The organism is Nocardioides sp. YIM 152315, assembly GCF_029210375.1.
GTDB lineage: Bacteria > Actinomycetota > Actinomycetes > Propionibacteriales > Nocardioidaceae > Nocardioides.
In genome coordinates, this window is the sequence record NZ_JARGER010000037.1 from 264,397 (window position 1) to 281,772 (window position 17,376).

16 protein-coding genes are annotated in these 17,376 nt (G+C 70.5%); 8 read left to right on the plus strand and 8 right to left on the minus strand.

Translation table 11 applies throughout. From position 1 onward, the window contains the following. Window positions 1–10: 10 nt before the first annotated feature. From PZ894_RS12830 to rpmH, 8 genes are all read right to left on the minus strand, one after another. A complete protein-coding gene (locus tag PZ894_RS12830) occupies window positions 11–1,003 on the minus strand; it encodes a ParB/RepB/Spo0J family partition protein (RefSeq protein WP_275745281.1) in 993 nt (330 codons plus the stop codon). Beyond that, on the minus strand, window positions 1,000–1,923 hold the full coding sequence (locus tag PZ894_RS12835) for a ParA family protein (protein WP_345799156.1): 924 nt from the start codon (window positions 1,921–1,923) through the stop codon (window positions 1,000–1,002). Before PZ894_RS12835 ends, PZ894_RS12830 begins: the two co-directional genes overlap by 4 nt. A 173-nt stretch (window positions 1,924–2,096) precedes the next feature. Next, on the minus strand, window positions 2,097–2,840 hold the full coding sequence (gene rsmG, locus PZ894_RS12840; RefSeq protein ID WP_275745285.1) for a 16S rRNA (guanine(527)-N(7))-methyltransferase RsmG: 744 nt from the start codon (window positions 2,838–2,840) through the stop codon (window positions 2,097–2,099). Between the two features lies 1 nt (window position 2,841). After that, window positions 2,842–3,417, minus strand: a complete 576-nt coding sequence (locus PZ894_RS12845; RefSeq protein WP_275745287.1) for a R3H domain-containing nucleic acid-binding protein — start codon at window positions 3,415–3,417, stop codon at window positions 2,842–2,844. Further along, the gene (gene yidC / locus PZ894_RS12850) at window positions 3,410–4,402 is read right to left on the minus strand and encodes a membrane protein insertase YidC (protein WP_275745288.1); all 993 of its coding nucleotides are present in this window, start codon (window positions 4,400–4,402) and stop codon (window positions 3,410–3,412) included. Before yidC ends, PZ894_RS12845 begins: the two co-directional genes overlap by 8 nt. A 3-nt stretch (window positions 4,403–4,405) precedes the next feature. Next, window positions 4,406–4,699, minus strand: a complete 294-nt coding sequence (yidD, locus tag PZ894_RS12855) for a membrane protein insertion efficiency factor YidD (RefSeq protein ID WP_275745289.1) — start codon at window positions 4,697–4,699, stop codon at window positions 4,406–4,408. After that, window positions 4,696–5,037: a ribonuclease P protein component gene (gene rnpA / locus PZ894_RS12860; RefSeq protein WP_275745291.1), complete on the minus strand. Its 342-nt coding sequence runs from the start codon at window positions 5,035–5,037 to the stop codon at window positions 4,696–4,698. The genes yidD and rnpA overlap by 4 nt, the downstream gene beginning before the upstream one ends. Before the next feature lie 25 nt (window positions 5,038–5,062). Then, window positions 5,063–5,200, minus strand: a complete 138-nt coding sequence (gene rpmH, locus PZ894_RS12865; protein WP_056156542.1) for a 50S ribosomal protein L34 — start codon at window positions 5,198–5,200, stop codon at window positions 5,063–5,065. A 570-nt stretch (window positions 5,201–5,770) separates the two neighbouring features. On the opposite strand from rpmH, the gene dnaA reads away from it, so the two are divergent. From dnaA to PZ894_RS12905, 8 genes are all read left to right on the plus strand, one after another. Then, complete coding sequence (gene dnaA, locus PZ894_RS12870) at window positions 5,771–7,276, plus strand: chromosomal replication initiator protein DnaA (protein ID WP_275745297.1); 1,506 nt, start codon at window positions 5,771–5,773, stop codon at window positions 7,274–7,276. A gap of 466 nt (window positions 7,277–7,742) precedes the next feature. Continuing rightward, window positions 7,743–8,879, plus strand: a complete 1,137-nt coding sequence (gene dnaN, locus PZ894_RS12875; RefSeq protein ID WP_275745298.1) for a DNA polymerase III subunit beta — start codon at window positions 7,743–7,745, stop codon at window positions 8,877–8,879. Between the two features lie 121 nt (window positions 8,880–9,000). Then, window positions 9,001–9,903, plus strand: a complete 903-nt coding sequence (gnd, locus tag PZ894_RS12880) for a phosphogluconate dehydrogenase (NAD(+)-dependent, decarboxylating) (protein ID WP_275745299.1) — start codon at window positions 9,001–9,003, stop codon at window positions 9,901–9,903. Window positions 9,904–9,913: 10 nt separating this feature from the next. Continuing rightward, window positions 9,914–11,029 carry a DNA replication/repair protein RecF gene (recF, locus tag PZ894_RS12885; protein WP_275745300.1) on the plus strand — a complete coding sequence of 372 codons (1,116 nt, stop codon included), beginning with the start codon at window positions 9,914–9,916 and terminating at the stop codon, window positions 11,027–11,029. Beyond that, window positions 11,019–11,576, plus strand: a complete 558-nt coding sequence (locus tag PZ894_RS12890; RefSeq protein WP_275745302.1) for a DciA family protein — start codon at window positions 11,019–11,021, stop codon at window positions 11,574–11,576. Before recF ends, PZ894_RS12890 begins: the two co-directional genes overlap by 11 nt. 255 nt (window positions 11,577–11,831) lie before the next feature. Beyond that, entirely contained in the window at window positions 11,832–13,940 is a 2,109-nt protein-coding gene (gyrB, locus tag PZ894_RS12895; RefSeq protein ID WP_275745304.1) for a DNA topoisomerase (ATP-hydrolyzing) subunit B, read from the plus strand. A gap of 54 nt (window positions 13,941–13,994) precedes the next feature. Continuing rightward, window positions 13,995–16,727, plus strand: a complete 2,733-nt coding sequence (gene gyrA, locus PZ894_RS12900) for a DNA gyrase subunit A (protein ID WP_275745306.1) — start codon at window positions 13,995–13,997, stop codon at window positions 16,725–16,727. Then, complete coding sequence (locus PZ894_RS12905) at window positions 16,727–17,305, plus strand: DUF3566 domain-containing protein (protein WP_275745308.1); 579 nt, start codon at window positions 16,727–16,729, stop codon at window positions 17,303–17,305. Before gyrA ends, PZ894_RS12905 begins: the two co-directional genes overlap by 1 nt. Window positions 17,306–17,376: the final 71 nt, after the last annotated feature.

Below are 17,376 nucleotides of genomic sequence, written 5' to 3' on the forward strand. Positions count from 1 at the left end.
GGGCGGCCGCTCAGATCGGGCGGTCGGACCGGTTGCGCGGGTCCATGATGTCCACGATCCGCTGCAGGTCGTCGAGCGAGGCGAACTCGACGGTGATCTTGCCCTTGGCCCGGCCCAGGTCGACCTTCACCCGGGTCTCGAACCGGTCGGAGAGACGTTCGGCCAGGTCGACCAGGCCCGGCGCCACCGGCTTCCTGCGCACGACGCGGGGCGCCGTCGACTCCTCGGTGTCGCGCAGCGCCACGATCTCCTCGAGGCCGCGCACGCTGATGCCCTCGGCGATCACCCGGGAGGCGAGCCGGTCCTGCACCTCCGCGTCGCCCACGGCCAGCAGCGCCCGGGCGTGCCCGGCCGACAGCACTCCGGCGGCGACCCGCCGCTGGACCGCGGGGCTCAGCTTCAGCAGGCGCAGCGTGTTGCTGATCTGCGGCCGCGACCGGCCGATGCGGCCCGCGAGCTCCTCGTGGGTGCAGCCGAAGTCGTCGAGCATCTGCTGGTACGCCGCGGCCTCCTCCAACGGGTTGAGCTGCGAGCGGTGCAGGTTCTCCAGCAGGGCGTCGCGCAGCATGTCGACGTCGTCGGTCTCGCGGACGATCGCCGGGACGCTGTCGAGACCAGCGGCCTGGGTGGCCCGCCACCGCCGCTCGCCCATGACCAGCTCGTACTCCTCCGGGCCGTGCTTGCGCACGACCACGGGCTGGAGCACGCCGATCTCGCGCACCGAGTGCACCAGCTCCGCCATCGCGTCCTCGTCGAAGACCTGACGGGGCTGCACGTCGTTCGGGCGGATCTGCGCGACCGGGATCTCCGCGAAGTAGGCCCCCGCGACCGGCGCCAGGCCGGTCGTCCCCTCGAGCATCTCGGGCGGAGCCGGGACGCCGCCCGCGACGGTGTCGGCCCCGTCGGCGTCGGCTCCGGGGGCGGGCGCGGACGGCGCGGTCGGGATCAGCGACCCGAGGCCTCTGCCGAGTCCACGACGCTGGGGCGGACGGTTGGCGTTCATCTATTGGCTCCCTGCAGGGCGATCTCGCGCGCGGCTTCGAGGTAGGACAGGGCACCGGGCGAGCCGGGATCGTAGGTCATCACCGTCTGGCCGTAGGACGGCGCCTCCGAGACCCGGACCGACCGCGGGATCGTCGTGCGCAGCACGTGGTCGCCGAAGTGCTCGCGCACCTCGTCGGCGACCCCCGAGGCGAGCCGCGTGCGGGCGTCGTACATCGTCACCAGGATCGTGGAGACGTCCAGGCGCTGGTTGAGGTGCGCCTTGACCATCTCGACCGTCTCGAGCAGCTGGCCGAGCCCCTCCAGCGCGTAGTACTCGGCCTGGATCGGGATCAGCATCTCGTCGCCGGCGACCAGCGCGTTGAGGGTGAGCAGGCCGAGCGAGGGCGGGCAGTCGACGAAGACGTAGTCGAAGCGCTCCTCCCCCACCTCGGCCGCCGCGCCGATGAGGGGGTGGCCGTGGATCGCCTTGCGCAGCCGGCTCTCGCGCGCGACCACGGAGACGAGCTCGATCTCGGCACCGGCCAGGTCGATGGTCGCCGGGACCGCCCAGAGGTTGTCGACCTCGGGACAGGCGCTCACGACGTCGGCGAGAGGCACGCCGTCGACCAGCGCGTCGTACGTCGACGCGACGCCGCGACGGTGCTCGACGCCGAGCGCGGTCGATGCGTTGCCCTGGGGGTCGAGGTCGACGACCAGCACCCGCTGCCCGAGCTGCGCGAGGGCGGCCGCGATGTTCACCGTCGAGGTGGTCTTGCCGACCCCACCCTTCTGGTTGGCGACGACGAAGACCCGGGTCTGCTCCGGTCGGCCCATCGGTGGCCGCATCCGCGCGCCGGTCCTGGCGAGCACGCTGTGCTCCGCGGCCCGTGCCAGCGGGGTCCCGTGGTCGTCCTCGAACGCCGGTGCGGTCACCGCCAGATCTTCGGCGGTCCGTACCCGTGGGGGGGCCTGGGCGTCGGTTTCACGTGAAACCGCCGGCTCGTCCTGGGTCGGGCCGTCCTGTGGAGAAACGGACGGGTTCTGTGGATAAGGACGCTCGGGGGGCGTCTCCGACCCGGTGGAAAACCCATCCCCGGGTCCGGCGTTCTCCGTCACGTCCTGCGTCTCCCCTTCGCTGTGGACCGACCACGACCCGCGGTTCGGCGCGTGGTCGGGCCCGTCGCAAGCGGCCAAGATACCCGGCCCGGGTCGGCCCAAGCCACCCGGAGCGCGACCGTGGGGGAGACAGACAATCCCCGGCCCAGCACGTGCACCTCGGGCTCCGCGCAACGCCACCGAGCCAGCTCCGGACGGGCCGCGTCGATCTCCTCGGTCACCGAGGATCCCTTCATCGCAATCAGGGCACCCTGCGGATCGACGAGCGGCATGGACCACCCGAGCAGGCGCCCGAGGGGAGCCACTGCCCGAGAGGTCACGACAGAGAAGCGGCGTTCGCCGTGCATCTGCTCGGCGCGTCCGCGGACGACCTCGACGTGCGGCAGCCCGAGATCTGCCACCAGCTCGTCGAGGAAGGTCGTGCGCCGCAGCAGCGGCTCCACCAGGGTGACGCGCAGGTCGGGCCGGGCGATCGCCAGCACCACGCCCGGCAGGCCGGCGCCCGAGCCGATGTCGCACACCGTGGCGTCGGGTGGCAGCAGCTCGGCGAGCAGCGCGCAGTTGACGAGGTGTCGGTCCCACAGGCGCGGCGCCTCCCGAGGACCGATCAGGCCGCGCACCACGCCCTCGGTCGCCAGCAGGGTCGCATACCGCTCCGCCAGCGGAAGCCGGGCAGACGGAAACGCCCTCCGCGCCGCGCCAGGCGTGGAGGGCGTTTCACGTGAAACGTCGGACGCCATCTCAGCCGGGCAGCACCACGACGAAGCGGCGCGGCTCCGCACCCTCGGACTCCGAGGTCAGTCCGGCAGCCGCGACCGCGTCGTGCACGACCTTCCGCTCGAACGGCGTCATCGGCGACAGCGACACGCGCTCACCGGTCTGCTTCGCCGTCTCGACCGACTCCGCGGCGACCTGCTCGAGCTCCTCGCGCTTGCGGGCCCGGTAGCCGGAGACGTCGAGCATCAGCCGGGTGCGCTCACCGGTCTCGCGGTAGACAGCCAGCCTCGTCAGCTCCTGCAGCGCCTCGAGCACCTCGCCCTTGTCGCCGACCAGCTGGGAGAGCTCGGCACCCACGATCGAGACCGCGGCGCGATCGCCGTCGACGTCGATGTCCAGGTCACCGTCGAGATCGGCGATGTCGAGCAGCTCCTCGAGGTAGTCGGCGGCGATCTCGCCCTCCTGCTCGAGCTGCTCCGTCCGCGACGGGCCCTCGGACTGGTCCCCGGCCGCGTCGCCGGCCGCGTCCTCGGCCCGCTCACCCGCCGGGTCGACCGTCTCGTCGACCGGCGTCTCGTCCGTCATGGTCTCGTCACTCACTGGTGCCTCCCTCGGGCTTCGGCTTGGGATTGGGTCGCGGCGCGCCCTTCTTGCGCTGCTGACGCGACTGCTTCTTGGGCTGGGCGCGCTGCGGCGGCCGCCGCTCGAGCTCGGGCTCGGGCGTCGACTGCACCTCGGGAGCCTTGCCGTGCTTGGCGGCCCGCAGTCGGTCCCGCTCCTCCTTGGCCTTGGCGGCGGCCGTGCCGGGAGCAGGGTTGTTCCGGATCACGTAGAACTGCTGGCCCATCGTCCAGAGGTTGGAGGTGGTCCAGTAGAAGAGGACCGCGATCGGGAACGCGATGCCACCGACCGCGAAGACGACGGGCAGCACGTAGAGCAGCAGCTTCTGCTGCTGGGCGTAGGGACCGGACAGCGCGTCCGGCGGCATGTTCTTGCTCATCAGCTGGCGCTGGGTCGTGAACGTGGTCGCCGTCATCGCGACCACGAGGAGGGCCGCCACGATCATGACCGCGACGTCGCCGTCCGCCTTGAGGAAGGTCGCCTTGAGCGGGATCCCGAACAGCTCGGCGTTCTGGAAGCTGTGGGCGAGGTCCGTGGTGATGAACGCCTTGCCGTCGCCCTTCGCGGCGTGGTGGTCGAGCAGCCGGAAGAGCGCCAGGAAGATCGGCATCTGGATCAGGATCGGCAGGCACGAGGCGAACGGGTTCGTGCCGCTCTCCCGGTAGAGCTTCATCGTCTCCTGGGCGAGACGCTCCCGGTCGTGGCCGTACTTCTTCTGCAGCTCCTTGACCTTCGGCTGGATCAGCTGCATGTTCCGGCTGGACTTGATCTGCTTGACGAAGAGCGGGATCAGCGCCGCCCGCACGGTCAGCGTCAGGCCGATGATCGACAGCACCCAGATCAGGCCGCTGTCCGGGTCCATCCCGATCGACTCGAGCAGCCAGTGCCACGCGACCAGCACTGCGGAGATCGCGTAGTAGAGCGGCGTCATGATCAGACCGCCGAGGTCGCCGAGGAATCCCACGGATCAGGCTCCTTGCACAGGGGTTGGGGACGTGCCCGCGGTGGGGCGGGAGGACTGGGTCGGGCGGCGACGAGGCGGCACCGGGTCGTAGCCGCCGGCCGCCCAGGGGTGGCAGCGCACCAGCCGGCGTACGGCGAGCCAGGTCCCGCGCACGCTCCCGTGCACGGTCACCGCTTCGAGCGCGTACGCCGAGCACGACGGGTGGTAGCGGCACACCTGGCCGTAGAGCGGACTGATCGTCAGGCGGTAGACGCGCAGGAACGCGATCAGCCCCCATCGCACCGGGTCGTACCTCACCGCGACACCCCCACTCGCGACAGGCAACGTGCGAGATCGCCCTGGAGTTCCGACGAGGACGACCCGGCGGCACCCGGGAGCGCCCTGACCACGAGCACAGCGGAGCCCGGGAGCGACGCGAGGTGCTCCCGGGCCTGGTGTCGGAGTCGGCGCTTCACGCGGTTGCGGACCACGGCGTTGCCCACGGCCTTACTGACCACGAAGCCGACGCGCGCCTCGCTCCCGTCGGGGTCATCGGCCAGGTGGACGACGAGCGTCCGCGAGCCCGCCTTGCGTCCGGTGCGGACTGCCCGCTGGAACGAGGGACCGTCGGTGAGGCGATGCGCGCTGGACAGCACGTGCCGGCCCGGGCGGCGGCGTGCCTCAGACGGCGAGGCTCTTGCGGCCCTTGCGGCGCCGCGAGGAGAGGATCGACCGGCCCGCGCGCGTGCGCATGCGCAGACGGAAGCCGTGCACCTTGTGCCGGCGGCGGTTGTTCGGCTGGTACGTGCGCTTGCTCACGAGGTTCTCTCCATGCTGGTCGGGCCCGAGCTGCTCGAGCGAAGTCCGAAGGCGGCCATCCCGGCCGGCGACGGGTGCCGTAGCCTCTTCGGCAGGCACCGCGCACCCACGACAGCCCCCGCGAGGCGGCTGTCTTCGTGGGCATGCGGCACCGGTCGACACGGGGTGACCGCACAACGGTACGCGCCCGCAATCCACAGGGTCAAACCGGCATCGGGCCGGATCCGGCCGGCCTGTGGATGACGTCTTGCCGGTGCGCTTCCCCGCTTGTTACGTTCCTCGGGACCGAGGTTCCCCGCCGGCTTCGATCCACCCACTTCCCCGCAGGTCGTGTGACCCCCGCCACAACATCCGGAAAAGGCCATCTGACCTGCGGAAACACGGAAGTGCGTGGCTCGGGGACGTGTCTCGGAACCGGCCCTCTCCACAACGAGAGGATCGGGTTCACAACCTGTGGACAAAGTTGTGGACGCAACTCGGCCCGCCACGCCCAGTGCAGCCCGCCGGAGCGATCCGGAGTGCCTCCGAGCTGACCTGTTCCGCTGCGGATCCGGACCAGCGTCCAGGACCATGGGGCCGCACCAGCCCAAACCAGCTCGGACAGCTCGGACAGCAGCGCAGAAAGCGGGAACGGTGGAGCAGCAGACCTCGGACCTCGACCACGCCTGGCGAGGCGTGGTCGACGACCTCCAGCCCAACCAGCGCGCCTGGCTCAAGGCCAGTGAGCCGGTGACCCTGCACGAGAGCACCGCGATCGTGGCCGTGCCCAACGACTTCACGCGCAACCAGCTCGAGGGTCGGCTGCGCGCCCAGCTCGAGGACGCCCTCAGTGAGCGCTTCGGCCGCGAGATCCGGATCGCCGTGACGGTGAACCCCGCGCTGGAGGCGGCCACGCCGCCGGTCGAGAACGCCGCCCCGGAGCAGGTCGGTCGACAAGACGACTTGTCGACAAATCGACAGGCCCCGGCCGCGCCACCGCTGACGACACCCGCCCCCGTGCCGGAGCCCGCGGACGCCGGCCCACGGCCGACCGCGCTCGAGACGCGGCTCAACCCGAAGTACACCTTCGAGACGTTCGTCATCGGCTCGTCCAACCGCTTCCCGCACGCCGCAGCCGTGGCGGTCGCGGAAGCGCCCGGCAAGGCCTACAACCCCCTGCTCGTCTACGGCGACTCCGGTCTGGGCAAGACGCACCTCCTGCACGCCATCGGCCACTACGTCCGCTCGCTCTACACCGCGGCGCGCGTCCGGTACGTCTCGAGCGAGGAGTTCACCAACGAGTTCATCAACGCGATCCGCGACGACCGGCAGGACCGGTTCAAGCGTCGCTACCGCGACGTCGACGTGCTCCTCATCGACGACATCCAGTTCCTGGAGGGGAAGACCCAGACCCAGGAGGAGTTCTTCCACACCTTCAACACGCTCCACAACGCCAACAAGCAGATCGTGCTCACCTCCGACCGCGCCCCGAAGCGGCTCGAGGCGCTCGAGGACCGGCTGCGCAACCGCTTCGAGTGGGGCCTGATCACCGACGTCCAGCCGCCGGACCTCGAGACCAGGATCGCGATCCTGCGCAAGAAGGCGGCCATGGACCGGCTCACCGCGCCTCCGGACGTGCTCGAGTTCATCGCGTCGAAGATCCAGACGAACATCCGTGAGCTCGAGGGCGCGCTGATCCGCGTCACCGCCTTCGCCAACCTCAACCGCCAGGAGGTCGACATGACCCTGGCGGAGATCGTGCTCAAGGACCTCATCCCCGAGGGCGGCGAGCCGGAGATCACCGCCGCGCTGATCATCGCGCAGACCGCGGCGTACTTCGGTCTCTCCATCGAGGAGCTCACCGGCCCGAGCCGCGGCCGGCACCTGGTGATGGCCCGGCAGATCGCCATGTACCTGTGCCGCGAGCTCACCGACCTGTCACTGCCCAAGATCGGCGCGCAGTTCGGCAACCGCGACCACACGACCGTCATGTACGCCGACCGCAAGATCAACCAGCTCCTCGCCGAGCGGCGAGCGGTCTTCAACCAGGTCTCCGAGCTGACCAACCGGATCAAGATGCAGGCCCGTCAGACCTGACGGACACCGGCTCCGTCCTCGACCCGGCACCAGAACCCTGGGCCGGGTCGATCCCATTTCGTGTCGTTCGGTGCCTGTGGACGAGGTGTGCGCGACCACGGCGCCAGCCGGGAGAGACTGTGGACGACGAACGACACTCCTGCGCACGACGCGACGCGCTCCACATCGCCCGTGACTCGTCCATCGGTGGTTCCACACCCCCTGTGCACGGCCGAACCGCGCACTGACCTGCGACGACGCCCGTCATCCACAGTTTCCACCGATGCTGTGACTCCGACGTACCTGTACTCGGACCGATCTCCCGTGAACTTCGAACCGGGCCCCTCCCTGGGGACAACCACCCCGAGCCGAACTCCACGTGCCACAGGTGCGCACGCCAAACCACACCGAACCTCCCGTGCGTCGGCGCCGCATGGCAGGATTCGCATCCCACCCGTCCGTGCCCGACCGATCCGAAGGACCCATCGTGAAGTTCCGCGTCGAGCGCGACGTCCTCGCCGATGCCGTCGCCTGGGCTGCCCGCAGCCTCCCGGTCCGTCCCAGCGTGCCGGTCCTCGCCGGCCTGCTCATCGAGGCCAACGACGCCGGGCTGGTGCTCTCCACCTTCGACTACGAGACGTCCGCACGCGCCACCCTCAGCGCCCAGGTCAACGACGAGGGCCGTGCCCTGGTCAGCGGCCGCCTCCTCGCCGACATCTGCCGCAGCCTGCCGGCGAAGCCGGTCGACGTCGTCCTCGACGGCGCCCGGGTCTCGCTCACCTGCGGGTCGGCCCGCTTCAGCCTCCAGACCATGCCGGTCGAGGACTACCCCGCCCTGCCCGACATGCCGGCCGCGACCGGCACCGTCGACAGCGAGGCGTTCGCGCACGCGGTCGCGCAGGCCGTGACCGCCGCCGGCCGCGACGACATGCTCCCCGTCCTGACCGGCGTGCGCGTCGAGATCGACGGCTCGACGATCTCGCTGCTGGCGACCGACCGGTTCCGTCTCGCGCTGCGCGAGCTCGACTGGAACCCCGGCACTCCCGACGTCTCCGCGGCCGCGCTGGTCCCGGCCCGCGTGCTCGGCGACACCGCCAAGTCGCTGACGGCCGGAGGCGAGGTGACGATCGCGCTCGCGGCGACCGGCACCGGCGAGGGCATCATCGGCTTCGAGGGCGACGCGCCCGGCGGCCGTCGGCGTACGACGACCCGGCTGCTCGACGGTGAGTTCCCCAAGGTGCGCAGCCTCTTCCCGAGCGAGCACCTCACCACGGCGCTCGTCGACAAGACCGCGCTCATCGAGTCGGTGCGACGCGTCTCGCTCGTGGCCGAGCGCAACACCGCGGTGCAGCTGGCCTTCAGCGACGGCGTGCTCACCCTCGACGCCGGCTCCGGAGACGAGGCGCAGGCGTCGGAGTCGATCGAGGCGAGCATCCAGGGCGACGACATCACCACCGGCTTCAACCCGCAGTTCCTCCTCGACGGGCTCACGGTCATCGACCAGCAGGTCGTCGAGCTGGCCTTCACCCAGTCGTCGAAGCCGGTGGTCATCAGCGGGTCCACGGAGGGACAGCCGGAGACGGCGTTCCGCTACCTGCTGATGCCGCGCCGCCTGCTGAGCTGAATGGCCCGCCCAGGATTGGGTTTCGACGCGCCGCCGCGCTCTCGCAAGCTCGGTCGCGGACTTGCTCAGCCTCCCGTCCCACGCCGTGCCCTCCTTCGTCGCGCCCGGCTAGGGTCGTGACATGGACATCGGACTCGTCGGACTCGGCAAGATGGGTGGCAACATGCGCACCCGCCTGCGCAACGCGGGGCACACGGTCGTCGGCTACGACCGCAACCCGGAGGTCGCCGACGTGGACAGCCTCGCCGCGATGGTCGACCGGCTGCCCGCGCCCCGCGTCGTCTGGGTGATGGTGCCCGCCGGCGACCCGACCCGTGACACGATCCGCGACCTGGGCGAGCTGCTCGGGGAGGGTGACCTGGTCGTCGACGGCGGCAACTCCAAGTGGACCGACGACCAGGCGAACGCCGAGCTGCTCGCCACCAAGGGCATCGGGTTCGTCGACTGCGGCGTCTCCGGCGGCGTCTGGGGTCTGCAGAACGGGTACGCGCTGATGTGCGGCGGCACCGACGACGACGTCGCCAAGGCACAGCCGGCCTTCGACGCGCTGAAGCCGGACGAGGGTGGCTTCGTCCACGCCGGCCAGCAGCCGGGGGCCGGCCACTTCGCCAAGATGGTCCACAACGGCATCGAGTACGCCATCATGCAGAGCTACGCCGAGGGCTGGGAGCTGCTCGAGAAGACCGACCTCGTCGACAACGTCGCCGAGGTGTTCGACTCCTGGCGCTCCGGCACCGTCATCCGGTCGTGGCTGCTGGACCTGCTGGTCGCGGCGCTCGAGGAGGACACCCACCTCGAGAAGATCGCCGGCTACGCCGAGGACTCGGGCGAGGGCCGCTGGACCGTCGAGGCGGCGATCGAGAACGCGGTGCCGATGAACGTGATCGCCGCGTCCCTCTTCGCCCGCTTCACCTCGCGGCAGGACGACAGCCCGGCGATGAAGGCGATCGCGGCGATGCGCAACCAGTTCGGCGGTCACGCCGTACGCACCGAGGCTCCTCCCGGCGGGGACGTGAGCTCGTGAGTGACCACCCGTGTACGTCGCGCACCTGACCCTCCACGACTTCCGGTCCTACGCGAGCGTCGACGTCGAGCTCGGGCCCGGGGTCACGGCGTTCATCGGGCGCAACGGCCAGGGCAAGACCAACCTGGTCGAGGCGATCGACTACCTCTCGAGGCTCGCGTCGCACCGTGTCGCCTCGGATGCGCCCCTCATCCGCGCCGGCGCCGAGCAGGCGGTGGTGCGCGCCGCCGTCGTCCGCGACGGGCGCACCGCGGTGCTCGAGGTCGAGATCAACCCCGGCAGGTCCAACCGGGCGCGCGTCAACCGCTCGCCCCTCCCCCGGGCCCGCGAGCTCGTGGGCCTGGTGCGCACCGTCGTCTTCTCCCCCGAGGACCTCACGCTGGTCAAGGGCGACCCGAGCGACCGGCGCAGGTTCCTCGACGACCTGCTCGTGCTCCGGACGCCTCGGCTCGCGCGTGTCCGCTCCGACTACGACCGCGTGCTGCGCCAGCGCAACTCGCTGCTCAAGACCGCACGGATGAGCCGCGGCGCCCTCGACACCCTCGGGGTGTGGGACGCACACCTCGCTCGCACCGGCGCCGAGCTGCTGGCCGAGCGGCTGACGCTCGTCGACGCGCTGCGGCCCTACGTCGGCAAGGCGTACGAGACCGTCGCCCGCGGCGCGAGCCGCGACGACGCCGACATCGAGTACAAGCCGTCCTTCGACCTCGAGGGTCGCACCGAGCGCGACGACCTGACCGAGGCGCTGCTGGCCGAGGTCGAGCGACGCCGAAACGACGAGGTCGACCGCGGGATCTCGCTGGTGGGCCCGCACCGTGACGAGCTGATGCTCCGACTCGGCGACCTGCCGGTGAAGGGCTACGCCTCGCACGGCGAGTCGTGGTCGTTCGCGCTCGCACTGCGGCTCGCGTCGTACGACCTGCTCCGTGCCGACGGCGACGACCCGATCCTCGTGCTCGACGACGTCTTCGCCGAGCTCGACACCGAGCGCCGCGCCCAGCTCGCCGAGCTGGTCGCCGGCGCCGAGCAGGTCCTGGTCACCGCCGCCGTCGGCGCCGACGTCCCGGATGCGCTCGCCGGGGTGCGGTACGCCGTGGGAGGAGGCGAGGTCGCGCGTGAGCAGTGAGCGGCCCGAGGAGGGCGAGGAACGGCCCGGCCCCGAGCCGTCGCATCTGCCCGAGCACGATCCCGACGGCCTGGATCTCGCCCGCTCGCTGACTCGCGCGACGTCGAAGTCGACTCCGGCCGCGCGGCGGCCACGGCGCTCCGGCGACCGGCCGACCCGCGCGCGGGTCACCGGCGCGCACCCCGACGACCGCGACCCGCAGACGCTCGACAGCACGCTCGGCCGCCTGGTCGCCGAGCACGGGTGGGAGCTGGACCTGCGGGTGCAGGGCGTCTTCGGCCGGTGGGCGGAGCTGGTCGGCGCGGAGGTCGCCCAGCACTGCACCCCCGAGACGTTCGCCGACGGCCGTCTGGTCGTGCGCACCGACTCCACCGCGTGGGCGACCCAGCTGCGACTGCTCGCGCCCACCCTGGTGCGGAGGCTCAACGAGGAGCTGGGCCACGGCACGGTGGCCGTGATCGAGGTGCTCGGCCCGCACCTGCCGACCTGGAAGAAGGGACCTCGGTCGGTCCGCGACGGCCGCGGCCCGCGCGACACCTACGGCTGACCGCCGCGGCTCACCGGAGACGATCTGCGGAGCCCTCCGACGTACGGGGACCCGTCGACACCCCTGCGCGGCGCTCGGAACCGCACTCACGGCGCGCTCAGGGCCACTTTTCCTCCACAGACGACCCCACCGGGCAGTGCGTGACGTGGAATGCGGCCTTCTGAGGGCTATCATGGTGATCGGCCGCTGAGCGCCCGCGTTCGCGGCCATCTCCATGTGAAGATCCAGTGCAGACCACCGTCAGAAGAGGTGCGCGTGAGCGACGTCAACCCCGTCGAGCCCGACGAGAACCCCGTCCCCGCCCCATCGACCAACGGTCGGGTCGACACCGAGTACGACGCCTCCGCGATCCAGGTCCTCGAGGGCCTCGAGGCGGTCCGCAAGCGTCCCGGCATGTACATCGGGTCGACCGGCGAGCGCGGCCTGCACCACCTCATCTGGGAGATCGTCGACAACGCCGTCGACGAGGCGCTCGCCGGTCACTGCGACCGCATCGTCGTGACCCTGCTCGCCGACGGCGGGATCCGGGTCGAGGACAACGGCCGCGGCATCCCGACCGGCACGGCCCCCGGCCAGGAGCTGCCGGCGCTGACGCTGGCGCTCACCGTCCTCCACGCCGGCGGCAAGTTCGGCGGCGGCGGCTACAAGGTGTCCGGTGGTCTGCACGGCGTGGGCGTCTCCGTCGTCAACGCGCTGTCCAGCCGGGTCGTGGCCGAGGTGAAGAACCGGGACCACCTGTGGCGCCAGTCGTTCAGCGTCGGCGTGCCCGACGGCGAGCTCGAGCAGGTCCGGCCGATGGAGGACGGCGAGCGCACCGGCACGACGATCACGTTCTGGGCGTCGCCCGAGATCTTCGAGACCACGACGTACTCCCTCGAGACGATCACCTCACGGATCCGCGAGTACGCCTTCCTCAACAAGGGCCTCGAGATCGTCGTCCGCGACGAGCGTCCGCAGGCCGACGACCTCGCCGACGCGGTCGAGGACGACACCGTCGCCGCCGACGTCGACCAGCAGCGGGCCGACAGCATCAAGCGTGGCGAGGGCGGCGGCATCGAGCAGGTCTTCTGCTACGAGCGCGGCCTGGTCGACTACGTCGACTACATCAACCGCAAGAAGCAGGCGGCCAACCCGACGATCATCGCCTTCGAGGCCGAGACGCCGGAGTCCATCGACAACCACATGAGCCTCGAGATCGCGATGCAGTGGAACACCTCGTACACCGAGTCCGTCCACACCTTCGCCAACACGATCAACACCCACGAGGGCGGCACGCACGAAGAGGGCTTCCGCGCGGCGCTGACCTCCCTGGTGAACAACTGGGGCTTCGAGTGGGGCCTGATGAAGAAGCAGGAGGACCGGGTGTCGGGTGACGACATCCGCGAGGGCCTCACCGCGATCATCTCGATCAAGATCGGCGAGCCCCAGTTCGAGGGGCAGACCAAGACCAAGCTCGGCAACACCGAGGCCAAGGGCTTCGTCCAGCGGATCGTCAACGACCAGCTCGGTGCGTGGCTGGAGCAGAACCCGGGCGAGGGAAAGGACATCATCCGCCGCGCCCAGGCGGCGGCGACCGCGCGCATCGCCGCGCGCAAGGCGCGCGACCTGGCCCGCAACCGCAAGGGGCTGCTCGGCGGCGGCGGCCTCCCCGGCAAGCTCGCCGACTGCCAGTCGACCAACCCCGGCGAGTGCGAGGTCTTCATCGTCGAGGGCGACTCAGCCGGCGGCTCGGCCAAGTCCGGCCGCGACCCGCGCGTCCAGGCGATCCTCCCGATCCGCGGCAAGATCCTCAACGTCGAGAAGGCCCGCATCGACAAGGTCCTCGGCAACCAGGAGGTCCAGGCGATCATCTCCGCGCTGGGCACCGGGATCCACGAGGAGTTCGACATCGAGAAGCTGCGCTATCACAAGGTGGTGCTGATGGCGGACGCCGACGTGGACGGTCACCACATCAACACGCTGCTGCTGACGCTGCTCTTCCGCTTCATGAAGCCGCTGATCGAGGGCGGCTACGTCTACATGGCGCAGCCGCCCCTCTACCGGCTCCGGTGGAACAAGCCGCACGAGCACGAGTTCGTCTACTCCGACGCCGAGCGCGACGCGCTGCTGCGCGCCGGCCAGGAGGCCGGCAAGAAGCTGCCGAAGGACAACCCGGTCCAGCGCTACAAGGGTCTCGGCGAGATGAACGCCGACGAGCTGTGGGAGACGACCATGGACCCTGACCAGCGCCTGATGCTGCAGGTGACGCTCGACGATGCCGCCCACGCCGACGAGATCTTCTCGATCCTGATGGGCGAGGACGTCGAGCAGCGCCGCTCCTTCATCCAGCGCAACGCCAAGGACGTCCGATTCCTGGATATCTAGCCGTCTAGCGACAGATCTAGATTCCAGTAGAAGCGATCAGAGAGAACCAGAGACGTGACTGAGCAGACCGAGAACCTGGGTGGCGGCGCCGGCGGCGGCGGCCGCATCGAGCCCATCGAGCTCCAGACCTCGATGCAGCGGGCCTACATCGACTACGCGATGGCGGTCATCGTGGGCCGTGCGCTGCCCGACGTCCGCGACGGTCTCAAGCCGGTGCACCGCCGGGTCCTCTACGCCATGTTCGACGGTGGCTACCGCCCCGACCGCGGCTTCTCCAAGTGCTCGCGCGTCGTCGGTGACGTCATGGGTCAGTACCACCCCCACGGCGACACCGCCATCTACGACACCCTGGTCCGCCTCGCTCAGCCGTGGGTGATGCGCGCGCCACTGATCCACGGGCAGGGCAACTTCGGCTCGCCGGGCAACGACCCGGCCGCGGCGATGCGCTACACCGAGTGCCGGATGGCCCCGCTGGCCATGGAGATGGTCCGCGACATCGAGCAGGACACGGTCGACTTCCAGCCCAACTACGACGGCAGGTCGCAGGAGCCGGTGATCCTGCCGGCCCGCTTCCCGAACCTGCTGGTCAACGGCTCGGCCGGCATCGCGGTCGGCATGGCAACCAACATCCCGCCCCACAACCTGCGCGAGGTCGCCGACGGCGCGAAGTGGTGCCTCGAGCACCCCGACGCGACGCGCGAGGAGCTCCAGGACGCGCTCATCGAGCGGATCAAGGGTCCCGACTTCCCCAACGCCGCGCTCATCGTCGGCCGGCAGGGCATCGAGCAGACCTACCGCACCGGTCGCGGCTCGATCACCCAGCGCGCCGTCATCGAGGTCGACGAGGACGCCAAGGGCCGGACCAATCTCGTCATCACCGAGCTGCCCTACATGGTCAACCCGGACAACCTGGCGCTGAAGATCGCCGAGCTCGCCGACTCCGGCAAGGTGCAGGGCATCGCCGACGTGCGCGACGACACCTCCTCCCGCACCGGCCAGCGGCTGGTGGTCGTCCTCAAGCGCGACGCGGTCGCCCGCGTCGTGCTCAACAACCTGCTCAAGCACACCGAGCTGCAGACCAACTTCTCGGCCAACATGCTGGCGCTGGTCGACGGCGTGCCCCGCACGCTCACCATCGACCAGTTCATCTCCAACTGGGTCGACCACCAGGTCGAGGTCATCCGCCGGCGCACCGAGTACCGCCTGCGTCGCGCCGAGGAGCGCGCCCACATCCTGCGCGGCCTCGCCAAGGCGCTCGACCTGCTCGACGAGGTGATCGCGTTGATCCGCGCGAGCGCCAGCGCCGAGGCCGCCCGCAGCGGCTTGATCGAGCTGCTCGACATCGACGAGCTCCAGGCCCGCGCGATCCTCGACATGCAGCTGCGGCAGCTCGCCGCCCTCGAGCGGCAGCGCATCATCGACGAGCTCGCCGAGATCGAGGAGCTCATCGCCGACCTCAACGACATCCTCGCCAACGTGACGCGCCAGCGCTCGATCGTCGCCGAGGAGCTCGATGAGATCGTCAACAAGTACGGCGACGACCGGCGTACCCAGATCATCGCGGCCGACGGCGACCTCTCGATGGAGGACCTGATCCCCGACGAGGAGCTGGTCGTCTCGATCACCCGCGGCGGCTACGCCAAGCGCACCCAGCGCCAGCAGTACCGCATCCAGAAGCGCGGCGGCAAGGGCGTGCGCGGGGCGACGCTGCGCGGCGACGACGTCGTCGAGCACTTCATCGCCACCACCAACCACCACTGGCTGCTGTTCTTCACCACGGCCGGTCGCGTCTACCGCACGAAGGCCTACAACCTGCCCGAGGCATCGCGGGACGCGAAGGGCGGCCACGTCGCGGGGCTGCTCAGCTTCCAGCCCGACGAGAACATCGCGCAGGTGCTGGCGATCCGCGACTACGAGCAGGCGCCGTACCTCGTGCTCGCCACCCGCAACGGCCTGGTCAAGAAGACCCGGCTCGGCGACTACAACAGCCCGCGGCAGGCCGGCGTCATCGCCATCAACTTCCGCGAGGACGACGACGAGCTGATCGGCGCCGAGCTGGTCAACGCCGAGGACGACATCCTGCTCGTCTCCCGCAAGGGCCAGGCGATCAGGTTCGGCGCCGACGACAGCCAGCTGCGTCCGATGGGCCGGGCGACGTCCGGAGTCACCGGCATGAAGTTCCGCAACGGCGACTCGGTGCTGTCGATGTCGGTCATCCGCGCCGAGCAGGTGGCGGCCGAGGAGGCCGCGGAGGCCCGGGCAGAGGCGGCCGGCGAGTCCACGGCGGCCGGCGACCTGCCTGACGTGAAGGAGCAGTACGTCTTCACGATCACCGACGGCGGCTTCGCCAAGCGCAGCCGCATCTCGGAGTACCGCACCACCAACCGCGGCGGGATCGGCATCAAGGCGATGGCGCTGCAGAACGAGGAGCGCGGCCAGCTCGTGGGCGCGTTCATCGTCGAGGAGGGGGACGAGATCCTCTCGATCACCCAGAACGGCCAGGTCGTGCGCAGCCCGATCAACGCCGACTTCCGGCCCACGGGGCGCTCGACGATGGGCGTGAAGTTCGTCAGCCCGAAGGGCGGTGACGCCGTCGCCGTGGTCGCCCGGTCCGTCGAGGCGCGTGAGGACGAGAACGGCGACCTCGAGGGCGAGTCCGAGGCCGGCGAGGCGTCCGCCGAATCGTCCGATGCGGGTGTGGGTGCAACAATCGAGGGAACTGCAGACGAGACGGCCGACGCCGTCGACGCACCCGAGGCCGACACCGACGGGGAGAGTGAGGCCTGATGTCCGACCGTTCCGCCGAGCGCACCGCCACGCGCAATCCCGCCGTCCGCCCGAGCTCCAGCGCGCCGACCAGCAAGCCCAAGGGCCGTCCCGGCATCGGCGAGCGGATCTCGGCGGCGGTCGGGCAGGCCGCCGACGAGCACCGGGCGAACGCCAACCCGGACTCGAGGACCGCCGCCAAGAAGGCCTCCCCCGCCAAGCGCCCGCCGCGCCGCGCCCGCCTGCGCCTGACCCGGATCGACCCGTGGTCGGTGATGAAGACGGCGTTCCTGCTCGCGATCGCCTTCGGCGTCGTCACGATCGTGTCGGTCTTCATCATCTGGTCGGTGCTCTCCGCCGCCGGCGTCTGGGACTCGATCAACCAGACCGTCCAGGACGTCGTGGGCGGTGAGGAGGCGTCCAACTGGGACGTCGAGAAGTACGTCGGGATGTCCCGCGTCATGGGCTTCACGATGCTCGTCGCCGTGGTCGACGTCGTGCTGATCACCGCGATCGCGACCCTCGGCGCGTTCCTCTACAACATGGCCGCCGCCCTGCTCGGCGGGGTCGAGCTGACGCTCGCGGAGGACCAGCGCTGACCGCTCTTCCGGCGTGATCAGCGAGCCGCCCGCCGTTTTGTCGGGCGCTCCGGGGGTGGGGTAGTGTTCCC